The organism is Sphingomonas sp. Leaf30, assembly GCF_001422525.1.
GTDB lineage: Bacteria > Pseudomonadota > Alphaproteobacteria > Sphingomonadales > Sphingomonadaceae > Sphingomonas > Sphingomonas aerolata.
The window spans coordinates 379,443-402,649 of record NZ_LMKZ01000002.1 but is presented as its reverse complement, the minus strand read 5'-3'; the positions used below and the strand labels follow the sequence as shown (position 1 = coordinate 402,649).

15 protein-coding genes and 1 tRNA gene are annotated in these 23,207 nt (G+C 68.4%); 3 read left to right on the top strand and 13 right to left on the bottom strand.

The genetic code is table 11. The features are described 5' to 3' along the window. The first annotated feature begins 21 nt into the window (after positions 1-21). The gene (gene galA / locus ASE89_RS08515) at positions 22-2,943 is read left to right on the top strand and encodes a beta-galactosidase GalA (RefSeq protein ID WP_056676056.1); all 2,922 of its coding nucleotides are present in this window, start codon (positions 22-24) and stop codon (positions 2,941-2,943) included. A 61-nt stretch (positions 2,944-3,004) separates the two neighbouring features. Here the strand turns inward: galA and nagE are convergent, their stop codons facing one another. The 6 genes from nagE to ASE89_RS08485 form a co-directional block, all read right to left on the bottom strand. Further along, on the bottom strand, positions 3,005-4,738 hold the full coding sequence (nagE, locus tag ASE89_RS08510; protein ID WP_056676054.1) for an N-acetylglucosamine-specific PTS transporter subunit IIBC: 1,734 nt from the start codon (positions 4,736-4,738) through the stop codon (positions 3,005-3,007). After that, positions 4,735-7,236 (bottom strand): phosphoenolpyruvate--protein phosphotransferase, encoded by a 2,502-nt coding sequence (gene ptsP / locus ASE89_RS08505; protein WP_056676051.1) that lies wholly within the window; start codon positions 7,234-7,236, stop codon positions 4,735-4,737. Before ptsP ends, nagE begins: the two co-directional genes overlap by 4 nt. A 43-nt stretch (positions 7,237-7,279) precedes the next feature. Next, positions 7,280-8,422, bottom strand: coding sequence for an N-acetylglucosamine-6-phosphate deacetylase (nagA, locus tag ASE89_RS08500; protein WP_056676048.1), 1,143 nt, complete (start codon positions 8,420-8,422; stop codon positions 7,280-7,282). Then, positions 8,419-9,489, bottom strand: coding sequence for an SIS domain-containing protein (locus tag ASE89_RS08495; protein WP_056676046.1), 1,071 nt, complete (start codon positions 9,487-9,489; stop codon positions 8,419-8,421). The genes nagA and ASE89_RS08495 overlap by 4 nt, the downstream gene beginning before the upstream one ends. A gap of 85 nt (positions 9,490-9,574) precedes the next feature. Next, a complete protein-coding gene (locus ASE89_RS08490; protein WP_156363366.1) occupies positions 9,575-10,342 on the bottom strand; it encodes a copper homeostasis protein CutC in 768 nt (255 codons plus the stop codon). 4 nt (positions 10,343-10,346) lie between these two features. After that, positions 10,347-11,360 carry a N(4)-(beta-N-acetylglucosaminyl)-L-asparaginase gene (locus ASE89_RS08485; RefSeq protein ID WP_056676043.1) on the bottom strand — a complete coding sequence of 338 codons (1,014 nt, stop codon included), beginning with the start codon at positions 11,358-11,360 and terminating at the stop codon, positions 10,347-10,349. Between the two features lie 203 nt (positions 11,361-11,563). On the opposite strand from ASE89_RS08485, the gene ASE89_RS08480 reads away from it, so the two are divergent. Further along, the gene (locus ASE89_RS08480) at positions 11,564-14,632 is read left to right on the top strand and encodes a TonB-dependent receptor domain-containing protein (protein WP_031439245.1); all 3,069 of its coding nucleotides are present in this window, start codon (positions 11,564-11,566) and stop codon (positions 14,630-14,632) included. 154 nt (positions 14,633-14,786) lie between these two features. Further along, positions 14,787-14,871: transfer RNA gene (locus tag ASE89_RS08475), tRNA-Leu, on the top strand. Positions 14,872-14,924: 53 nt separating this feature from the next. Here ASE89_RS08475 and ASE89_RS08470 read toward each other — a convergent pair. The 7 genes from ASE89_RS08470 to ASE89_RS08440 all read right to left on the bottom strand — a co-directional run bounded on the left by ASE89_RS08470 (position 14,925) and on the right by ASE89_RS08440 (position 23,053). Then, positions 14,925-15,956, bottom strand: a complete 1,032-nt coding sequence (locus ASE89_RS08470) for a sulfate/molybdate ABC transporter ATP-binding protein (RefSeq protein ID WP_056676041.1) — start codon at positions 15,954-15,956, stop codon at positions 14,925-14,927. Beyond that, positions 15,953-16,792 (bottom strand): sulfate ABC transporter permease subunit CysW, encoded by an 840-nt coding sequence (cysW, locus tag ASE89_RS08465; RefSeq protein ID WP_031395573.1) that lies wholly within the window; start codon positions 16,790-16,792, stop codon positions 15,953-15,955. Before cysW ends, ASE89_RS08470 begins: the two co-directional genes overlap by 4 nt. Next, the gene (gene cysT / locus ASE89_RS08460) at positions 16,789-17,655 is read right to left on the bottom strand and encodes a sulfate ABC transporter permease subunit CysT (protein ID WP_056676038.1); all 867 of its coding nucleotides are present in this window, start codon (positions 17,653-17,655) and stop codon (positions 16,789-16,791) included. The genes cysW and cysT overlap by 4 nt, the downstream gene beginning before the upstream one ends. A 30-nt stretch (positions 17,656-17,685) precedes the next feature. Further along, the gene (locus tag ASE89_RS08455; RefSeq protein ID WP_056676035.1) at positions 17,686-18,711 is read right to left on the bottom strand and encodes a sulfate ABC transporter substrate-binding protein; all 1,026 of its coding nucleotides are present in this window, start codon (positions 18,709-18,711) and stop codon (positions 17,686-17,688) included. Positions 18,712-18,807: 96 nt separating this feature from the next. Further along, on the bottom strand, positions 18,808-19,869 hold the full coding sequence (locus ASE89_RS08450; protein ID WP_056676032.1) for a lipocalin-like domain-containing protein: 1,062 nt from the start codon (positions 19,867-19,869) through the stop codon (positions 18,808-18,810). Next, positions 19,869-22,379 (bottom strand): FtsX-like permease family protein, encoded by a 2,511-nt coding sequence (locus ASE89_RS08445; protein WP_056676030.1) that lies wholly within the window; start codon positions 22,377-22,379, stop codon positions 19,869-19,871. Before ASE89_RS08445 ends, ASE89_RS08450 begins: the two co-directional genes overlap by 1 nt. Continuing rightward, entirely contained in the window at positions 22,376-23,053 is a 678-nt protein-coding gene (locus tag ASE89_RS08440; protein WP_056676027.1) for an ABC transporter ATP-binding protein, read from the bottom strand. The genes ASE89_RS08445 and ASE89_RS08440 overlap by 4 nt, the downstream gene beginning before the upstream one ends. Positions 23,054-23,207: the final 154 nt, after the last annotated feature.

The following is a 23,207-nucleotide window of genomic DNA, read 5'->3' as shown; positions in this document are numbered from 1 at the left end:
CCGTTACACCGAAAGACTGCTATGAACCGACGCCAGCTCCTCATCGGCACGGCGGGCGCCGGTGTCGGCGTCGTCGTCCGCCCGACCGACGCCTTTGCTGCCGCCGGGGCTGGCCCAGGTCGGCAGGCAGGCGAGGCCGGCGCGTTGCCGATGCCCGCGCCGTCGCGGACTCTGCCGCCTGCGATGCATGTTCAGGACCCGTCCTGCACCCGGATCGAACGCGGTTGGGTGTTTCATGAAGGCGATGTCGCGACGCCCGCGCCCGAGGGGCATAATGCGACCTATCTGAGCGTGAAGGCGGGCAATGCGCTCGGCGCCGCGGCCATGGCGTTCGACGATTCGGACTGGGCGCCGGTCCGGTTGCCGCACGACTGGGCGTCCGCGCAGCCGTTCGAGCGCGATGCGAATATCTCGCAGGGCTATCGCCGGCGCGGCATCGGCTGGTACCGGCGGACGCTGCGGCTGGAGGCGGACGATCGCGGCAAGACGATCGCGCTGCGGTTCGACGGGATCGCGAGCAACGCGACGATCTGGGTCAATGGCAGCGTCGTCGCGCACAACTGGTCCGCCTATAACAGCGTCGAGATCGACCTGACCCCGTTCGCCCGGTTCGGCGACGATCTGAACATGATCGTCGTGCGGGTCGACGCCACCGCGATGGAAGGCTGGTGGTATGAAGGCGCCGGCCTGTACCGGCATGTCTGGCTGATCCGGCGCGCGCCGGTCGCGATCGTCACCGACGGTGTGCACTGCGATCCGCGACGCGACCCGGCGGGGGGTTGGCACGTGCCGGTCGCGGTGACGATCGGCAGCATAGGCCGCGCTGCGGTCGGCGTGACGATCGAGACGATCCTGCTCGACCCGGACGGCAAGCCGGTTGCGACGGCACGCGCGGTGGCGAGCGTCGCGCCGCTCGATCCGGTGGTGACGACGCTGACGATGCCGGTGACAGCGCCCACCTTGTGGTCGATCGAAACGCCGACGCTTTACACTGTCCTCACGCGCGTGATGCGAGACGGCAGCGTCATTGACGAGCGGCGGACACGCGTGGGGTTCCGGACGATCCGCTTCGATGCGGACAGGGGCTTCTTCCTGAACGCGCAGCCGGTGAAGCTAAAGGGCGTGTGCCTGCATCAGGATCACGCGGGCGTCGGGACCGCGATTCCCGACGCGCTGGTCCGCTGGCGCCTCGAGCGGCTGAAGGCGATGGGGTGCAACGCGATCCGCTGTTCGCACAATGCCCCGGCGGCCGAGCTGCTCGACCTGTGCGATGAGATGGGGTTCGTCGTGATGGACGAGAACCGCCAGTTCAATCCCGCGCCCGACTATATGGCGCAACTCGAATGGATGGTGCGGCGCGATCGCAATCATCCGAGCGTGATCCTGTGGTCGGTATTCAACGAGGAGCCGATGCAGGGGACGGAGGCCGGCGTCGAGATGCTCCGGCGGATGGTCCATGCGACGCATGCGCTCGACGACAGCCGGCCGGTGACCGCGGCGATGAACGGCGCCTTTTTCGATCCCGTCAACGTCTCAAGCGAAATCGATGTGACGGGGTTCAACTATTATCAGGGCGATTATGATCGCTTTCACCAGCTCAACCCGACCAAGCCGATCACGAGTTCGGAGGATACGAGCGCCTATGAGACGCGTGGGGCCTTTGCCAGCGATCCGGCGCGGCATGTCCAGTCGTCCGATGACGTCGAGGCGGCGAGCTGGGGGGATACGCATCGCGGCACCTGGAAGAAGATCGCCGAGCGGCCGTTCGTCGCGGGTGGATTCGTGTGGACGGGGTTCGACTATCACGGCGAACCGACCCCGCATGAATGGCCAACGATCTCGAGCTTCTTCGGCATCCTCGACCTGTGCGGTTTTCCCAAGACCGCGTTCGACATCCACCGCGCGCACTGGGTCGATACCGCGCCGGTGGTAAGTATCACCCCGCACTGGACCTGGCCGGGGCGGGAAGGCCAGCCGGTCACGCTGCTGGTGATGAGCAATGCTGAACGCGTCGAGGTCCGGCTGAACGGCCGGGTCGTCGGCGAGGCGGCGGTCGATCGGATCATGGGGAATGAATTCGTCGTGCCCTATGCCCCCGGGCGGATCGAAGTGGTCGCGCGGCGCGGCGGTTCGCCGGTGGCACGCGCGGCGCAGGAAACCGCCGGACCGCCAGTCGCGCTGCGGCTGACGCCGGCGCGGACGGTGATGGCGGGTGATGGCGAGGATGCGCAGCCGGTGACGATCGACGCGGTCGATGCGGCAGGACGCCATGTGCCGACCGCCAATCTGCCGACGCGGTTCGCGGTCGAGGGGGCGACGATCATCGGGATCGGCAATGGCGATCCGAACAGCCATGAAAGCGAGAAGGGCAATGCCCGATCGCTGTTCAACGGCCTCGCGCAGGTCATCGTCCAGGCGGGCCGGGGGCGGGGGCGGATCGTGATGACCGCGACCGCGCGGGGCCTAAAGCCGGCGCGGCTGACGATCGATCGCGCGGGTCTCGCGCCGCCCGCGCAGGTCGCCGTGACGCTAGCTGCGATGGCGATCCGCGAGTGGCGCCGTTCGCCGGCGATGGCGACGCGGCCCGATCCGGCGCTGGCACCGGTCGATGGCGACAATAACAGCTGGGCGTTCGTGCGCAGCGGGACGCCGGTCGATCCGGATCGTGCGGGCCGCTGGCGGATCTATCGCACGAAGGTCACGCCGTGGCGGCGGGTTGCGCAGGAGGGGGGCGTGATCCGCTTTGCAGCGATCGCCGGGCGTGCGGAGCTATGGGTCGACGGCACGCGGGTCGCGGTCAAGGGTGCCGCATCGGTCGGACCGTTCGAGGCGGCGGTGCCGCCGGGTGGCGGCGTGCGGACGATCGCGGTGCTGGTCGAGGCGGCGCCGGGCGTCGCGTCCGGGCTCGTCGGCGGCGTGACGCTGGAGCCGCGCGCACGATAACAAGGGCCGTGCCGTGCCGCCCGTCCCCCGGCCGATGCCGCAGGGACGGGCGGAATGGACGTCAGGCGGGCGTGCGGATCAGCGTCGCGAGCGTCGCGTCGGTCCCGAGCAGGTGCAACTGACCGGCAGCGGGGCGTGCGGTGGCGCGGAGCCCGAGACGTGCGAGACGCGGTTCGTCAATCGCCGCAGCGTCGGCCAGTTCGATCCGCACCCGACCGGGGTGGCGGCTCGCGGTGACGATATTGTCCTTGCCTCCGAGTGCGGCAACGGCCGCGTCCGAAAGCCGCACCGCGGTGGTGTCGTGCACTACTGCGACGGTCGCGACGGGCGCAGCGCGGGCGACAACTGCAGGACCGCCCAGGGCGAGCGCATCGCGGATCTCGACCGCGACCACATCTGCAATCGGGCCGAGCACGACCTGCAGCGCGGCGTTCGATGGGCGCAGGATTCCGCGCGCGCCAAGCGCCTTGAGAGCCGCGTCGTCGACCGCGGACTGGTCGACGACGATCAGACGCAGCCGCGTGGTGCAGGCGCTGACCGTGGTCAGGTTCGCGCCGCCGCCAAGCGCCTGTGCGAATGCCGCGCCACGACCGCCTGCTACCGGTGCGGCAGCCGCAACGCTGGCCTCTGCTTCCCGGCCCGGGGTGGCGAGGTTGAACTTGCGGATGAAGAAGCGGAACAGCCCGTAATAGAGCGCGAAATAGACCGCGCCGACGGGGAGCAGCAGCAGCGGCCGCGTCGCCTTGCCATAGTTGAGGACATAATCGAGCAGTCCCGCCGAGAAGCCGAAGCCGAGCTTCACGCCCAGCGCGTTCATCAACGCCATCGACAGCCCGGTCAGCACCGCATGGACCGCATAGAGCAGCGGTGCGAGGAACATGAAGCTGAACTCGATCGGCTCGGTCACGCCGGTCAGTGCGGAGGTCAGAGCGAGGCTGAACAACATGCCGCCGACCGCCTTGCGGCGTTCGGGAAGCGCGGCGTGGTACATGGCGAGACACGCGGCGGGCAGGCCGAACATCATGACCGGGAAGAACCCCGCCATGAACGCGCCGGCATCCGGATCGCCCGCGAAGAAGCGCCGCAGATCGCCGGTCGTGCCGTGATAATCGCCCGCGACGAACCAGACGATGTTGTTGACCAGATGATGCAGCCCGGTGACGAGCAACAGCCGGTTGAACAGGCCGAACAGGAACAGGCCGATCGCACCGCTGCCGCTGACCGCCAGGCTGAGCTGATCGACGCCCGCGTTGAGGATGCCGAAGCCCGCTCCGAAGATGACCGCGAAAACCAGCCCGGCAACGCCGCTGACGATCGGAACGAACCGACGCCCGCCGAAAAAGGCGAGATATTCCGGCAATTTGATCGCCGAGTACCGGTTGTAGAGCAGCCCGCCGGCGAGGCCGGACAAGATTCCGATCGGCACGTCGAGCCGCGCGATCGCCTTGGCCTTCCAGGCTGCGGCGACAATCTCGAGCGTCGGGGTCGCTATCCCCGCGACGACGTCGGCGGGGACGGATAGGAACACCTTGCCCGCTTCGGTCGCGACGAGGAAGCACACGACACCGGCGAGGCAGGCCGCCCCATTGCCGTCACGCGCGAAGCCGGTCGCGACACCGATCGCGAACAACAGCCCGAGATGCGAGAAAATCGCGTCCCCGGCCGCACTCAGGAACGCGATGTCGAGCAGGTCGGGCTGGCCGAGACGCAGCAACAGGCCGGCGATCGGCAGCACCGCGATCGGCAGCATGAGCGCACGGCCGAGCGGCTGCAGGGCTTCGAGTATCGACTTCATGCGGCAAACTCCCGGGCGAGCGTTCGGACTTGGGCAGCGGAGGTGCAGGCGAGGCACGCGGTCGCGTGCGCGCGGCAGGCCTCCATGCCGAGCGTGGCGACCAGCGCCTTGATCTCCGGAATGATCGCCGGCGCGCAGGAGAGTTCGGTCACGCCGAGGCCGATCAGGATCGGCACGGCAAGTGGTTCGGAGGCCAGCCCCCCGCACACGCCGGTCCAGCGTCCATGGACCGCGCCACCCTTGCAGGTCTGCGCGATCAGGCGGAGGACGGCGGGATGGAGCCCGTCGATGCCCGACGCGACCGCCGGATTGCCGCGATCCATCGCCAGCGTATATTGGGTGAGATCGTTGGTGCCGACCGACAGGAAGTCCGCTTCGCTGGCGATCAGGTCCGCGGTCACCGCCGCGGCGGGGGTCTCGATCATGACGCCGACCGGGACGCGATCGGGCAGATCGAGCTCGGCGGCGATCCGGTCGACCGCGGCGCGGACTGCGCGCAGCTCGTCGAGGCTGGCGATCATCGGCACCATGATCCGGCACTGACCCGTGGGACGGACCGACAGGATCGCGCGGACCTGATCCTCGAGCATCTGCGGATAGGCGAGCCCGACGCGGATGCCGCGTAGGCCCAGCGCGGGGTTTTCCTCGGCATCCATCGGCAGATAGGGGGCGGGCTTGTCGCCGCCGATATCGAGCAGCCGGACGATCAGCGGGCGACCGTCGAGCGCGTCGGCGATCGCCTGATAGTCGGCGGTCTGTTCGGCAACGCTCGGCGCGGACTCGCGTTCGAGGAACAGGAATTCGGTGCGGAGAAGGCCGGAGCCCTCCGCACCGTTGTCGCGCGCGAGACGGGCATCGCCGATTGATCCGAGATTGGCGAACGCCTCGATCCGCGTCCCGTCGGCCATGCGGCAGAGTTCGCCGGCGCGCGCGAGCATGTCGGCGCGGCGCTTCTCGGCCTGCGCAAGCCGGACCTGTGCGGCGACGAGCGTGTCCGCGTCGGGATCGACGCGCATGAGCCCTTCGCTCGCCTCGAGGATGACGGGCGTGCCGTCCGCCAGCGGGGCAAGCGCGGGGCCGATCGCGACCAGAGCGGGCAGGCCGATCGTCGCGGCGAGGATGGCGACATGCGACGTCGGCCCACCGCGCGCGACGCACAGGCCGATCACCGTCGCGCGGTCGAGTGCGAGAATGTCCGATGGCAGCAGGTCGTCGGCGAGCAGGATCGTCTCAGGCGGAAAGACCGGGACGGTCGTCTCAACGCCTTCGAGGACCGCCAACAGCTGGCGTTCGAGGTCGAGCATGTCGTCCGCGCGCTCGGCGAGCCGTGCATCGGAGCCGGCACGCAACGCGTCGGCAAGCGGCCGGATCGTGGCGCGCCAGCCGTGGCCCGCGCTCTTGCCCGCCGCGATCTGCGCCTGCGTCCCGTCGCGGAGCACGGGATCGTCGAGCATCGCCGCATGCGCTTCGACGATCGCCTTCTGCGCGCCTGCGCTATGGCGGGTCTGCTCGGCGAGTCGCGCGGCGAGCGTCGTGATCGCGCTCGCGAACCGCTCATTCTCGACGGCGATGCCCTGGCCCTGTTCGGGGACCGCGATCTCGGCATGGCGGAACCAGCGCGCCTTGCCGACCGCGAGGCCCGGTGCAGCGGTCACGCCGAGCAAGGCGCCGTCGATCGCCGCACGCGCCGGGCTGGCTGCTGCCGGGGCCGGGGCGGGTGCGGGAGCGGCCTCGTCCATGCCGCTGAGGATCAGCGCCGCGATCGCGTCGAGCGCGTCGGCGGCGTCGGGGCCCCGCGCACCGAGCGTGATCGGGTCGTTGTACCGCACCCCGAGCGCGAGCAGCCCGATCGGGCTGAGAATGCTGGACGTGTTCGCATCGCGCGTGACCGTGACGTCCGCGGTATAGCGTTTCGCGAGCGCCCCGAGCCGCGCGGCGGGGCGCGCGTGAATCCCGTGCGCAAGCGGCACTGTGATCGTCCGCGTCAGGATTTCGCCCGAGGCCGCGCCACCTGCGACTGCGTCGGGCCGGATGTCGGCTACCGGTTCGATCGTCATCAGCGGGTCGCCGAGCGCGACCTCCCGGTCGGTCGTGCACTGCGTGATGGCGAACCGGTCGGGGTTGACGATGATGATCGGCGTGACGACGGCACGCGCCTCGCGTACGAGCAGGTCGAGATCGAAGCGGATCAGCGGCGCACCCGTGACGACCCTGTCGCCGACCGCAACGCACGGCGAGAAGCCCCGACCGCCGAGCGCGACAGTATCGAGCCCGATATGGATCAGGATCTCCGCGCCTTCCGCCGTGCGCAGCGTGATCGCATGGCCGCTGTCGAGCAGCGTCAGCACGGTCGCGTCACAGGGCGCGTAGAGCCCGTCGCCGGTCGGATCGATCGCGACGCCGTCCCCCAGCATGCGGTCGGCGAAGACTGCATCAGGGACCTGGTCGATGGGCAGCGCCCAACCCTGCATCGGCGCGCTCAGGAGGATGGGAGCCATGGGATCGTCCTTGGTGCCGTAAGGGGGGTAAAGCGGGGCGTGGTCAGGCGGACGGAACGCCGCCGAACCAGGTGCCCAGGGGGTGGAGATCATGCGTCAGCCGCACCCAGTCGGCGCGCTGCCCAGGGGCAAGCGCCCCGCGCGTGTCCGACAGGCCGAGGAACGCGGCCGGATAGGTCGAAGCCATCGCTGCGGCAACCTCGGGTGCGAGGTCGAGCCGTGCGACCGCATTGCGGACCGCACCGGTCATGTCGAGATCCGACCCCGCCAGTGTGCCGTCCGCGCCGACGCAGCGGCCATCCTCGACATGGATCGGCCGCCCCTGGATCGTGAAGGACTTATCCGCCGCGCCGACACAGGGCATCGCGTCCGAGACGAGCATGAACCGGTCATGCGGGCGGCTTCGCAATGCGATCCGCAACGCGGCATCATCGACGTGAAAGCCGTCGACGATGATCCCGCAATAGACCGACTGATCGTCGAGCGCTGCGCCGACCACGCCGGGCGCGCGGTGGATCAGCGGCGACATCGCGTTGAACAGATGGGTCACGCCGGTGATGCCCGCAGCGATGCCCGCGGCGGCGGTTGCATAGCTCGCATCGCTGTGACCGATGCTGACCAGCACTCCGGCGGCGGTGAGCGCGGCGACCTGATCGGCGGTGACGCGTTCGGGCGCGAGCGTCAGCATGACGCGGCCGCGGCGGGGACGCGTCATCAATTCCATCAGATCGTCGTCGAGATCCTGGAAGCGCGACGCATCATGGATGCCCTTGCGGGCCGCACTGATGACCGGACCCTCGACATGAATGCCGACCACGCCCGGCACGTCGGCGTCGATCGCGGCGTCGACCGCATCGAGCGCGCGCGCGATCACGTCGGGCGTGTCGCTGATCAGCGTAACCATGAACGCCGTCGTGCCGTAACGGGCATGCGCCGCACCGATGGCGGCGATTCCCTCGACCGTGGTGGCATCGTTGAACAGCACGCCGCCGCCGCCATTGACCTGCGTGTCGACGAAGCCGGGCATGATCCAGCCCCCGTCGAGGTCGATCGTCTCCGCCACGGTGTCCGCGACGGGCGCCGCGTCGAGGCTGACGATCCGGCCGTCTTCGACGACCATCGTCGCGTCGGTGAGGACAGCGGCCGGCGTGACGATATGGCCGTTGGAAAACCGGAAAGTCGTCATAGCGTGCGCGTGACCTTGGCAAGATGCGAGGGCGCGTCGGGATCGAACCCGCGCGCCACGGAAAGGGCGTTGACGAGCTTGTAGAAGCTCTGGATCATCAGGACCGGCTCGATCGCCGGATGCGCGGCGAGCGCGGGCAGCGTCGCGTCGCCGGCCTGCGCGTTGCGTGCGGCATCGGCCAGCAGGACGCAGGCGCCGCGCCCCGCAAATTCGGCCGCGGCATCGCGCACGCCGTCGCCGGCCGCGTCGGACGTCGCCAGCGCGAGCAGGGGAAAACCGTCCTCGACGAGCTGCATCGGGCCGTGGCGCACCTCGGCCGAGCTGAAGCTTTCGGCGTGAAGCGCGCAGGTTTCCTTCATCTTCAGCGCCGCCTCATTGGCGATGCCGAAGCCCGGTCCGCGCGCGATGACAAAGAGGTTGGTAGCAGTGCGCAACGGCGCGATCGCGCTGGACCAGTCGAGCGCCCAGGCGCGCTCTAGGTCGGCGGGAAGTGCCGCCACCGCGTCGCGCAACGCATCGTCGTCGGCCCATTCCGCGGTGAGTGCCGCCAGTGCTGCGAGCGCGCAGATATAGGATTTGGTCGCAGCGACGGAGCGCTCGGGGCCAGCCTTGAGCGCGATCAGCGTGTCGGCGGCAGCGGCGAGCGGCGACGTCTCGTCATTGACCAGCGCGACGACATGCGCGCCGCCTGCCTTCATCGAGGCGACCGTCGCGAGCAGATCAGGGCTGCGGCCGCTTTGCGAGATGGCGATGCACAGCGTCGTCTGCGCGGAAAGCTCTGCGTCGTACAGCGACACGACCGAGGGGGCGGCGGCCGCGACCGGGATGCCGGTCTTCGTCCAGATCAGGTATTTGCCGTAAACCGCAGCGTGATCGGACGATCCGCGCGCGCAGGTCACGACCACCGCGGGCGGTGCGGCCCGCAGCTTTGCGCCGAGCGTCGCGAAGGCGTCGGCATTGGCCGCGAGCAGCCGGGCAACCGCGGCGCCCGATTCCGCCGCTTCGCTGAACATCAGCGTGGCTTCCGGGTCGCGTGCCGCCAAGGGGGCGGGGGGGGCGTTGGTCATGACAGCTCGCTCTCAGGATCTTGCACGGTGACCGTATGGCGGCCTTCGTCGTTGGATTACGCCAAGCGTAAGTTATAGATTGGTCTTATTCAAGCGTGTGTTTCTGCGTAAGCATATGTGACAGCTGGCGGATGCGGTCCGTACTGGTCGCGGTGCGGTTCGGCGCGGCGAAACCGAATCGCACGTCCACCGGATCGGCACCGCCGGCGATCGGCTGACGGCACGAGGCGTGGACTTCGGTGATGCCGGTGCGCAGCAGCGCGGGCAGTGATTGCGGGGACACGCCGCTGCCCGCGAGGATGATGGTGCGTCCGGCGGCTCGGCGATGCAGGTCGGCAACTGTCTCGACCCCGTCGATCGCTTTGGGCGTCCCGCCCGAGGTGAGGACCCGGTCGAAGCCGAGTTCGATTGCGGTGTCGAGGGCGGCGCCAAGATCGGAACACACGTCGAAGGCGCGGTGCAGCGTCAGCGAAAGCGGCCTGCCGCGTTCGCTGCCGAGCGTCCGTGCGTGCGCGATCAGCATGGCCAAGGTTGTCGCGTCGAGGCGGTGGTCGGCCAGGGTTGCGCCGATCACGACGCCCGCGAGCCCGGCGTGCGCAGCGGTGACGATATCGTCGGCGATCAACGCGATTTCGCGCGGGGTGTAGGCGAAACCGCCCTCGCGCGGGCGTACGAGCAGGTGCGCGGGGAGGGGCGCCTGCGCCGCCGCGCGGATCAGCGACGCAGGCGGCGTCAAGCCACCGACCGCGAGTGCGGCGCACAGCTCGATCCGGTCGGCGCCGCCCTCCACCGCGGCATCGATGCCGTCGAGATCCTCGACACAGACTTCGAGCGTCATGGCGTCGCGCATCATGCGGTCAGCTCGCGAACAAGGCGCGCGCTTTCAGCACCGTGGTGCTGCCGCGCGCGTCGGTGACGGCGTAGGTAAAGCCCGGCAACAGGCAGAAGGCCCCGACCGCGCCTTTTGTATCGAGCGCGAGGAAACCGACCTGCACCCCGCGTATCGCGTCGCCGCGCAGTCGCGCGATATGGCGGACCACCTCTTCGCAGGCCTGTTGCGGCGACGCGCCCGCGCGCATCGATGCGACGACGCGCGCCGACCCTGCGACACGCGTAACCTCCTCGCCCAGCCCGGTCGAGGTCGCGCCGCCGACGCCGGCCTCGACATAGAGTCCCGATCCGACCTGCGGCGAATCGCCGACCCGGCCGCGCATCTTGAACGCCATGCCCGATGTGGTGCAGGCGCCGGCCATCCGCCCCGTCGGATCGCGCATCAGCAGGCCGATCGTGTCATGGTCGAGCGCGCCACCGGGCGTCCGCGTTATGCGGTTCTCGCTATTGGCTTCGGGGCGATAATCCGCGGTCTTCAGCCAGTCGCGCCACGCCTTTTCCGCCTCGGGCGTCAGCAACGACTGTTGCTTAAAGCCCTGGTCACGCGCGAACCGCGTCGCGCCTTCGCCGACGAGCATGGTGTGCGGCGTCCGCTCCATCACCCGCCGCGCGACGGAGATCGCGTGCATCGTGTTCTCGAGCGCTGCGACTGCGCCGACGCCGCCCGCATCATCCATGATGACCGCATCGAGCGTGACATGGCCGTCGCGGTCGGGATAGCCCGAATAGCCGACGCTGTGATTGTCCGGATCGGCTTCGGGGACCATCGCGCCGGCCTCGACCGAATCGATCAGCGATCCGCCGGCGCGTCTGCGGGCAAAGGCTGCGGCGTTGGCTGCAGCACCGAAATCCCAGGTCGACACGATCAGTGCGGGCGCAGGGCCGCCGGTTGCGGCGCGCGCGCGGGCGATCGGCGCAACAAAGGGCAGGGCCGCTCCAATACCACCAAACGCGGTCAGCAACGATCGTCTCGTCTTCATCAGCAGCCCCCTGTTGTCACCCTGGCGCCCAGTCGTATCGCAAGTCACGGCGGTCGACCAGTCGTATGGCCATTTTACAACATCCGGTCCGAAACGTTACACAGTGGTCTTACTAAGGTATTGACTGAGACCCGATTATGACCAAAACCTTACGAAGGAGACGGGGGCAGGCGACAACGCTGGCCCAAACAAGGGTTTTTAGTATGAACGTGCGTAATTCGGCGTCTTATATGGCGCTTGCGGGGGCACTGATGGTGTCCGCGACCCCGGCGATTGGACAGGTCACGCCGGCACAGGCCGAGGCTACCACGCCCGCGGAGGCCAAGGTCGAGGCGGATGCGGCGACCGCGACCAGCGCCGTCGACGCGCCGCCCGCCGAAGACCGCGCTGGCGGGGGCGACATCGTCGTGACCGGATCGCGCATCCAGCGTCCGAACATGACCTCCGCCGCACCGATCACCTCGGTCACCTCGCAGGACATCCGCGCCCAGGCTGCGGTCAATGTCGAGGACGTCCTTAACCGCCTCCCGCAGGTCGCGCCCGACAGCCAGCAGACCTATAATGATTCGGACGGCCGGCAGCGGATCAAGCTGCGCAGCCTCGGGTTCGAGCGGACGCTCGTCCTCATCGACGGCAAGCGCCTCGGCACGCAGAACGGGCAGGACGTTGGCATCATCCCGCCGTCGCTGCTCGAGCGGGTCGACGTCCTGACCGGTGGTGCGTCGTCGGTCTACGGGTCCGATGCCGTCGCCGGCGTCGTCAACTTCGTCCTGAAAAAGGATTTCGAAGGCATCCAGCTCGACGGCAACTATAATTTCTACAACCACAACAACAAGGACACGGTCGTCTCGTCGCTGGCGCGCGCAGCCGGCTTCAACAGCCCGCGCGGCCTGACCAACGATGGCGGCCGCGCCGACGTCACGCTGACCGCGGGCAAGAAGTTCTTCGACGGGGCGCTGCGGATCAACGGCTTCGTCAACTACAAGCATACCGACGAGGTCCTGCTGTCCGAGCGGTCTAACTCGGGCTGCTACCTCACGCAGACGAGTCTCAACGCGCCGATCTCGTGCGGCCTGACGCCGAGCAGCTCGACCAGCGGCCTGATTTCGCCGCTGGACAGCAAGGGCGTCGCGACGGGGCAGTATGTCAACAACCCCAATGGCACGCGCACCTTCGTGCCGTTCGGCACCGGCGCGGGCAATGCGTCGAACTATTTCAGCAACTATGCCTATCAGCGCCCGTCCGAGCGCGTGAATGCGGGTGGCTTCGTCAGCCTCGACGTCGCGCCGGACGCAGAAGTCTATGCATCGGGCATCTGGTTCCGCGACAAGTCGTACAACAACTACCCGGCGATCGCGGGCGGCAACGTCCAGGTGAACTGCAACAATCCGTTCCTGTCGGCTTCGCAGGCCAGCACGATCTGCGGTGCGGCAGCGGGTACCGCGGCGTTTGCGCCGATCGACATCCGCTATCGCCTCGGCGAGGGCAATGACCAGCCGGACAGCTATCTGAACACCGGTCTGCGCCTGACCGGCGGTCTGCGCGGCAAGGCCGGCGATGCATGGACCTATGACATCGGCGGCGTCTATGCGCGCAACAAGCAGGACTACACGCCGAGCTTCGTCAACGCGGCCAATCTGCGGAATTCGCTGAACGTGGGCGGGACGCTCGCGGCACCGACCTGCGCAGGGACCACGGACGCCGCCTGCGTGCCGTTCGACGCGTTCAGCGCGGGCAACACCAATCCGGCGCTGATCGACTATCTCTACGACCGCGGCACGTCGACCACGATCGGCACGCTGTATGACGTGCAGGCGAACATCACCGGCGATCTCGGCAAGTATGGTGTCACCTCGCCGTTCGCCGAGCAGGGCGTCGCAATCGCGCTCGGCACGGAATATCGCAAGGATACGCTGAAATCGACCGCCGACAGCGTCTACCGCGCCGGGCTTGGTGGCAATGACACCTATCTCAAGCAGGATGTCTGGGAGGCCAATATCGAGGTCCAGGCGCCGCTGATCGAGCACAAGCCGTTCGCGGAACTGCTGCAGGCCAATGGTGGCTATCGCGTTTCGAAGTACAGCAGCAATTCGAGCAGCTTCAACACGTGGAAGATCGAGGGCATCTACGCCCCGGTCAGCGACCTGACGTTCCGTGCCTCGTTCAACAAGGCGCAGCGCGCGCCGACCGTGACCGAGATCCGGCAGGCGACCAATGTCGATTTCGCCCGTGGCGGATCGGGCACGTTCAACGATTTCTGCGCACCGACCGTGACGACCAACGCCGCTGGCGGCGTGACCTATGGCACGCCTGTCGCCTCGCGTGAGGTCTGCCGCGCGACCGGCCTGTCCGACGCGCTGTACGGCAGCCCGACGCTGATCTGTCCGGGGGATGCATCGACGGGGGCGACCGGGTGTACGGTTCGCTCGGGCGGTTTCGAAGCCGATCCCGAAACGGCTTATACCCAGACCTATGGCCTGATCGTGAAGCCGCGCTTCGTGCCCGGGCTGGTCTTCTCGGTCGATCGCTACAAGATCAAGATCGACGACTCGCTCGGCTATAACGACTTCAGCTATTACACCGATGGCTGTCAGCGTTCGAACGGCGACGCGTTCTTCTGTCAGGGCATCGTCCGCAATCCCGGCACCGGCACGCTCTACTCGAACGCGGCGAGCAACCCGACGACCGGCTTCATCCGCCAGGGTACGACCAACTTCTACAAGTCGATCGCCCGCGGCTATGACTTCCAGGCGCAGTACACGCTCGATCTCGCCAGCGTCGGCAAGATCGACTGGAACTTCAACGGCTCGCTGACGACCTTTGCAGGTGGTCAGGACTCGCCGGTCCAGCCGACCCGCAACTGCGCAGGCTATTACGGCAATGGCTGCGGTCAGCTGATCCCGAAATGGTCGCACGGCCTGCGCGCGACCTATACGACGGTCGACAAGGGGTTCAGCGCGTCGTTCAACTGGCGCTATGTCGGTTCGCTGACGAATGCGGACAATTCGGGTGATCCGGCGATCGGCGGCACGCCCGAGCGCGAGCGGACCAGCTATTTCCGCGTCTCGCCGAAGAGCTATTTCGATCTCGCGCTCAACTTTGCGATCGACAAGGCGTTCTCGCTGCGCCTGATCGCGAACAACCTGCTCGACAAGAGCGCGCCGATCGTCCCCGACTCCTACAATGTCGCGCTGGCACGGACCAACACGATCCCGCAGCGCTACGACTCGCTTGGTCGCAATCTGGCGGTTGGTGCTACCGTCCGGTTCTGATCCCGTACCCCCACCTCAGGGCCCGCCGGAAACGGCGGGCCTTTTTTTATGCGCGCGTTCGGCGATGGAGAGGCGGGTTCGTGCTTGCGGGCGTGGATCGCATGGTCTAGCGAAACCGCCGCTGCCCGGGGCTTGAAGCCTGCAGGGCGGCCGTGCGGGTGTGGTGGAATTGGTAGACGCGCTGGACTCAAAATCCTGTTCCGAAAGGAGTGCCGGTTCGACCCCGGCCACCCGCACCACCTTTAATGCTTACCAAGCCGGGCGACCGAAACCAGTCGGCCCGGCTCTACGGCTACGAAGCCGAAAAAATCTGAACATCTTCGAAGCGAAGCCCCGCACGAGCGCCACGCTCGGGCAAGGGACCGCTCGTGTCGATCTCGACCGCAATGTCGTCGACACGCGCCTCGACGCGCCACGTACCACCCCGCTTGTGCACGGCGCCGACGACGATCGACAGCGCACCGGGAGCGTCATCCCCCAATAGCGCCTCGTGCGGGCGGAAGTGCAGTTCGGCCGCTCCGTTAGCGAGCGCCTTCGGAGAAACGTCGAGCGCCTTTCCGTGATGCAGGACGCGGCCATCGGCTACCGTCACCGGGATGCGGTTGGTCTCGCCGACGAATTCGGAGACGAACGGCGTAGCGGGCATGTCATAGACCTCGCGCGGGGTCCCGATCTGTTCGATGACACCGCGGTTCATGATGACGACGCGGTCGGCAAGCTCGAGCGCCTCCTCCTGATCATGCGTGACGAACACCGAGGTCAGGCCGAGCCGGTCGTGCAGCTCGCGCAGCCAGCGTCGCAGGTCCTTGCGGACCTTGGCATCGAGCGCGCCAAAGGGTTCGTCGAGCAGCAGCAGGCGGGGCTCGACTGCGAGCGCCCGCGCCAGTGCGACACGCTGGCGCTGTCCCCCGGAAAGTTGTGCTGGATAGCGATGACCCAGATCGGGCAGCTGGATCAGGTCGAGCAGCTCGGCGACGCGCGCACGGATGTCTGCCTTGGCCGGACGATCGCGGCGGGCACGCACGGTCAGGCCGAACGCGATGTTGTCGGCGACCGTCATGTGACGGAACAGCGCGTAGTTCTGGAACACGAAGCCGATCTGGCGTTCGGCCGCAGGCGTCCCGGTCATGTCGGCGCCGTCGAACAGGACACGGCCTTTATCGGGGAAATCGAGCCCCGCGATCATGCGGAGCAGCGTCGTCTTGCCCGAGCCTGACGGCCCCAGCAGCGCGAGGAACTCGCCCGGACGTGCTTCGAGGCTGACGTCGTTCAGCGCGGCGAACTGGCCGAACCGCTTCGATACGGCGTCGATGACGATACTCAATGCGCACTCCTTGCCTGGTGATAGCCGAACCGCCATTCGAGCAGGCTCTTCAGCACGAGCGTGACGAGCGCGAGCGACGCGAGCAGCGATGCCACCGCAAACGCGCCGACGAAGTCATATTCGTTGTACAGGATCTCGACGTGGAGCGGCATGGTGTTGGTCAGGCCGCGGATATGGCCCGACACCACCGACACCGCGCCGAATTCCCCCATCGCCCGCGCGTTGCAGAGCAGCACGCCGTAGAGCAGGCCCCAGCGGATATTGGGCAGGGTGACGTGCCAGAAGGTCTGCCACCCCGACGCGCCGAGCGACACCGCGGCCTCCTCGTCGTCGCGGCCCTGCTCGGCCATCAGCGGGATGATCTCGCGCGCGACGAACGGGAAGGTGACGAACACGGTGGCAAGGACGATGCCCGGCACCGCGAAGATGACCTTCCAGTTGTGCGCGATCAGCCACGGCCCGAACCAGCCCTGTGCGCCGAACATCAGCACGAAGATGAGGCCGGCGACGACGGGCGACACCGAAAATGGCAGGTCGATGAGCGAGATAAGCAGGCTCTTGCCGCGGAAGTCGAACTTGGTGATCGCCCAGGACGCGACGACGCCGAACACGCAATTGAGCGGCACCGAGATCGCCGCGACCAGCAGGGTCAGCCGGATCGCCGCACGCGCGTCGGGCTGGCCGATCGCGTCGACGAACATCGGCCAGCCCTTGGCAAAGGCCTGAACGAACACGACGACAAGCGGCAGCGCGAGGAACAGCGCGAGGAAGAGGAGACCGACGCCGATCAGGATCCGCCGGGCGACGGGGCTTTCGCTGGACGCGGCGCGGGTCATTTCGCGCTCCGCTTCGCGCGCCACGCCTGGAGCAGGTTGACGAGCAGCAGCATCGAGAAGGAGGCAATCAGCATGACGCACGCGATCGCGGTTGCGCCAGGATAGTCGAACTGTTCGAGCTGGGTGACGATCAGCAACGGCGCGATCTCCGACTTGTACGGCATGTTGCCCGCGATGAAGATGACCGAACCATATTCGCCGACGCCGCGCGCGAAGGCGAGCGCGAAGCCGGTCAGCAGCGCGGGTGCGATGGCGGGCAGGATGACCCGGCTGAACGTCTGCCACCGGGTCGCCCCGAGCGTCGCGGCGGCCTCCTCGACATCGGCGCCGAGATCGGCGAGCACGGGCTGGACCGAGCGCACGATGAACGGCAGGCCGATGAAGATGAGCGCGACGACGACGCCGAGCGGGGTGTAGGCGACGCGGATGCCGAGCGGTGCCAGCAGCGACCCGATCCAGCCGTTTTCAGCATAGAGCGACACCAGCGCAATGCCCGCGACCGCGGTCGGCAGCGCGAAGGGCAGGTCGACCGCGGCGTCGACGAACTTCTTGCCCGGAAACTCATAGCGCGCGAGGATCCAGGCGATCAGCAGGCCGAACACCGCATTGACCGACGCGGCCAGCAGCGCGGTACCGAAGCTGAGCTTGTAGGCTGACAGCGCGCGCGCCGAGAGACCAACCGCGACGAACCCGTCCCAGCCAAGCCCCGCCGCGCGCAGGAAGATCGTCGACAGCGGGATGAGCACGATCAGGCATAGCCAGACGATCGTCAGCCCCATCGTCAGCCCGAACCCGGGAATGACCGACCGTCGCGCGCGGCGAGCGCGGCCGGGCCTGGCGCCGAGGCGCGCGACGTCAGCCATTGGTGGGGATCCGGACGATCGCATTCCCGATCAGCGCTTCGGACCCGAATAGATCCGGTCGAACACGCCGCCGTCTGCAAAGAAGCGGGCCTGCGCGACCTTCCATCCACCGAAATCGCGGATGGTGCGCATCTCGATCTTCGGGAACAGCGTCACATAGCGCGCCAGCACCGCAGGATCGCGGGGGCGATAATAGTTCTTGGCGACGATATCCTGGCCCTCGGGCGTGTAGAGGAACCGGAGATAGGCCTCAGCGACCTTCTCGGTACCGTGCGCCTTGGCATTGGCATCGACGACCGCGACCGACGGTTCGGCGAGCACCGAGATCGACGGCACGACGATGTCGAACTTGCCGGTGCCGAGTTCCTTTTCGGACAGGAACGCTTCGTTCTCCCAGGCGATCAGCACGTCGCCGAGCCCGCGCTCGACGAAGGTGGTGGTGGCGCCGCGTGCGCCCGAATCAAGGACCGGGACATGGCCGTAGAGCTGCGAGACATAGGCCTGCGCGGCGGCGTCGGATCCGCCCCCGGCCTTCTTCCCATAGGCCCAGGCCGCGAGGAAGTTCCAGCGTGCGCCGCCGCTGGTCTTGGGGTTGGGCGTGATCACCTGGACGCCGGGTTTGACGAGATCGCTCCAGTCGCGAATCTGCTTGGGATTGCCCTTGCGGACCAGGAACACGATCGTCGACGTATAGGGCGCGCTGTTGTCGGGCAGGCGCGTTTCCCAAGTGGCGGGCAGCAGCTTCGCACGCTCGGCAATCGCATCGACGTCATAGGCGAGCGCCAGCGTGACGACGTCGGCGCCCAGGCCGTCGATCACCGCGCGCGACTGCTTGCCCGATCCGCCATGGCTCATGTTGAACCGCACCGTCTGGCCGGTGTCCTGCTTCCACTTGGCCGCGAACGCGGTGTTCACCGCCTTGTAGAGTTCGCGGGTCGGATCGTAGCTGACGTTGAGCAACTCGACCGATCCGTCCTTGCCCGTGCTCGAGGGCGACGAGCAGCCCGCGACGATCGCAGCAAGCGCCAGGCCGATATGCGTGCGGTTCAGTCTCATCCAGTCCCTCCGGTTCGCGTAATCCCTATCGCGTCGGTAGTGGTGGGGAATAGCCGCAAAGCTTGGCCATGCCAAAGCCTGGGTATCCGGCAGGCGTCACATCTGCAGCGGATCGGCATAGCCGGTGAGCTCGAGATAGCCGCTGCCGCCCGCCGTGCGGACCGCACCTTCCCAATAGACCGGCATGCCGCTGCGCCGCGCGTCGAGCTCCTGATCGGCGAACAGCGGATCGAGGCGGAAGCGGCGGACCCCTTCGGGGAGGCGGACGGTGAGGCGTTGCGTCACGGGGTAGAGCGCCCCCGTGCGCGGCGAGCGCCACTGGCGGAGCGGATCGAACCGGACGTCGGCGGGTGCGAACCGGACGACGCGGCCATCCGCGCGGCGCAGCGATCCCCCAGCCCAGAGCGGCTTGCCGTCGCGGCCTCGAATGCGGAACGCCATCAGCGCCCCCCCGTCGTCAAGATTAAGCCCGGTCCAGTCCCAGCCGACCGCGCCGCCGCCGAGATAGTCGGACGACCATTCGCGGTCGAGCCACGCCTGTCCGGTGACGCGTTGCGGCGTGCCGTTCCGCACCAGCTGCCCCGCCACCGCGAGGTGCGGGATCGAGTAATAATGGCTCGCCTGTTCGGGCTTCGGGCCCTTCTGGCTGTAGCCCGCCTTGCCCTGGAGCAGGGGCGGCTGGCGCGGTGTCAGCGTCAGCGTCAGCGCGAAATCGCCGGTGGTGACGGTGGTTGTGAACCGGCCGTCGGGTCGCCTGCGGATATGCCAGTCCTTGAGCGTGACGTCGGTATCGCCGATGCGCGCCTGGGCCAGGCCGAACCCCGCCCGTGCCGCCCGCTCCCCGTGCAGCAGATGGCCGAGCTTCGGGTCGGAGAGCGCTGCGTGCGCGAACAGGATCTGCTTGGGGGCAAAGCGGCTGGGGTTCGCCGCGTCGGTGCCCGGGGTGGTCCGGAAGAAGGTGATCTGGAAGCCGAGATTGCGTCCGTCCTGCGTCTTCAGCAGACCGGTGACATACCACCATTCGGTGCGGAATGCCGGGTGCGCACCGTGTTCGCGCGGGAAGGTGAAAGAGGGTCCGGGACGGACGACGGGATAGCCGGTGGCGGCCGGCGTCGCGGCGGTCAGCGCCAGCGCTGCGAACGTAAACACTGGGCGCATCACCAGTCCTCCCTGACCATGCGAACCGCATCGGCGGCGATCGCGCGCCGGCCGGCAAGCACCGCGGTACCCGCCGCCGCAACGATCAGCGCAAGTGCTACTCCGCCGACGCTACCCCAGGGTATGCGCGTCGCCATCGTCCAGTTGAACGACTGCGGATTGATCACGTGGACGAGCACCTGTGCCATCACCCCGCCAAGCGTGATCCCGGCGATACCCCCGACGAGACCGAGCAACGCCCCCTCGGTCGCCAGCATCGCGACGATCTGCCGCTTTGCGACGCCGATATGGCGGAGCATCCCGAATTCGCGTGTGCGGGCGATCGTCTGCGCGGACATGGTCGCGGCGACGCCGGCCAGCCCGACAAGGATCGCGACCCCCTCGAGCAAATAGGTGACGGCGAAACTGCGATCGAAGAGTTCGAGGGCATAGCGGCGCAGCGTGGACGGGCGCGCGATCGAGACGAGGCCGGTCAGCGCCGGGGGCGCCGCCGCGGTCAGCGCGCGCTCGACGGTGCGGGGATCCGCGCCGCGGGCACGCGTGATCGCCGCCTCGGTCCGCGTGCGGTCGCCGGTGGCGCGCGTATAGTCGGTGTCGCGGACGATGATCGCGCCCTGCTGGCGGGCATAGTCGCGCCAGATCCCCGCGACGACGTACCGGCCGGCGATCGGCAGCGTCACGCTGTCGCCGACCGACCAGCCATAGAGCCGCGCGGCGGGCTCCGAAATCCAGATCGGCGCGGTGCCGGCGGGGCGGGCGCGTCCGCTTTCGAGCAGCACGAGGCTGGGGTCGGGGCCATCGGTAACAACCGGGCGCGCGATCAACGAGACGGGCGGCCGGTCCGGCGCGAGCGTCAGCGGGATCTGCCGGCTATACGCGATCGCCGCGATGCCGGGCACGGCGCGCAACCGGGCCTGCGCCGCGGGATCGAGCCCGGTGCCACCCTCGACCCGAAGGTAGAGATCGTCCGAGAGGACCTGACCCAGCCATTCGTCGACCGCGCCGCGAAAGCTGGTGACCATCACCGCCATCGCGATCATCAGCGCGGTGCTCGCGACGATCCCGCACAGCGCGGTGGCGGCCTGGGCGGGGGCACCGTGGAGGTGGCGGATGGCGAGGTCTACGGGGACGGACCGCCCGCCACCGCGGCTGAGCGGCGCGAGCAGCGTGCGCGCGAGCCAGGGCATGCCGGCGATGCCGCCTGCGAGTATCAGCGCCATGCTCGCAAACCCGAACAGGGGCAGGCCGCCGATCGCGGGGAGCAGCGCCGCGCCACCGCCGAGCAGCATCAGGATGGCGGCGGGGCGGACGGGCATGGGGGTCCGGGGGTCGATCACGTCGCCGGCGTTGCGCAGTGCCGCGGCGGGGGCCGCCCGCGCCGCGATCCGCGCCGGCAGGACGCTGCCAGCGACCGCGGCCAGCAGGCCGAGCGCGAAGAAGCCGATCGCGGCGGCGGGCGCGAAGGTCAGCCGGACGCGGCCATCGGCGAAATAGCCTGCGCCAAGGTCCGCGCCGAACCGGGCGAGCGCGGCATAGGCCAGCGCATAGCCGAGCAGCAGACCGAGCGTGGCGCCGATCACGCCGATCGCCAGCCCCTCCAGCGCGACGGTCGCGACGATCCCGTTGCGCGGCAGGCCGAGCGTGCGGACAAGCGCAAAGGCCCGCAACCGGCGTGCCACTGACAGCGACTGCGCGGAAAAGACGAGGAACCCGCCGGTCAGCAATGCGACCAGCGCGAGCATGTCGAGATTGACGCGGTACGCGCGTGACAGCGCGTCGCTGCGGGTCGCATCACTTGCGTCGCTGCCGATCGTCGCATCGCGCGGCAGAATGGTAGCGAGGCGTGGAGGGGCGGCGCCGTCCTGCTGTTTCACGTCGATCCGGTCGAGGCGGCCGAGCCGGTCGAAGCGCCACTGCGCCGCGGCGATGTCGATCACGCCGATCGCCTCGCCCTCGGCTACGCCCGGCAACCGGCCGGCGACGCGCATCGTTGCGGTTCGACCGTTGGCGGTGACGACGAGCATCGCGCCGGGACGGGCATTCACGTTGCGCATCGCCGCGGCGGACAGATAGAGCGCGGCGTCGTCGAACGCCGCGTCGCCCCGCCGGTCGATCCCGGCGGGGGCGATGCCGAGCAGCGACGGCGTGACCTGTGCCGCACGGATCACGTCGAGGCCGAGCAGGGTGACGGGCCGCCTCCCGATCGTCGCGCGCAGGATGACGACCGGGCTCGCGTCCGCGACGCCGGCTGCGGTCGCAACCCTGGGATAGAGCGCTTCGTCGAAGCCGAGCGGGCTGGTCGCGTTGACCTGAACGTCCGCGCTACCCTTGACGGTGCGCAATGCGCCTTCGAACGACGACAGCGCCGATCCGTTGACGAGGTGGACCGCGAAGGCGAGGGCGACACCGATGGCGATCGCGATCGCGGTGAGGGCGAGCCGCGCGGGATGGGCGCGCCACTCGCCACCGATCATCCAGCCCAGCGCGAGCCGCGCCGACAGGATGCTCATCGCGCGCGTTCCAGCCCGCTTGCGGTCAGCGTCAGAAGATCGTCGGCGATCGCGGCGGCCGCCGCCGAATGGGTGACGATGATCGCGGCGACGCCCTGTTCGCGAACCGCGTCGGAAAACAGCGTCAGGATCTTCGCGGCGGTGTCGGGGTCGAGATTGCCCGTCGGTTCGTCGGCGAGGATCAGCGCGGGGCGGTGGACGAGCGCGCGCGCGATCGCGACGCGCTGCAGTTCGCCGCCCGAGAGGTCGCGCGCATAGCCGTCGCCGCGCGTGCCGAGCCCGACCCGTGCGAGCATCTCCTGCGCCTGGTCGGCGATCGCGCGACGGTCGGTGGACACCAGCGCGAGCGGGAGCGCGACGTTCTGGCGAAGGGTCAGATAGGGCAGGACGTGAAAGGCCTGGAACACGAACCCGATCCGGGTCGCGCGCAGCCGCGTCAGCGCGGCCTCGTCGAGTGTGTCGAGGATCGTGTCCTCGATCGCGACATGCCCCGCGTCTGGCGTGTCGAGACCGGCCAGGATGTTGAGCAGCGTCGATTTGCCGACGCCGCTTTCGCCGACGATCGCGATCAGCTGGCCGGCACGCGCGGTCAGGTCGAGCCCGCCGAAGAGTTGGCGGCCGCCTGGGACCGACTTTTCGAGCGCGGTGACGCGGAGCAGGGCGCGGTCTTGCATGGGGGGCTCATGCCACGGCGCGCAGCTGGGGGACAGCGTGGCGGTGTTGCTATGGGTTGTTTTGGGGGCTGGTTTTTGTGGGGGTGTGGCTGCGAAGGGGCGAGCTTAGGGTTGGCCGATACCGCGTGCTCCCGCGGCGCCCTCAATAGCGCCT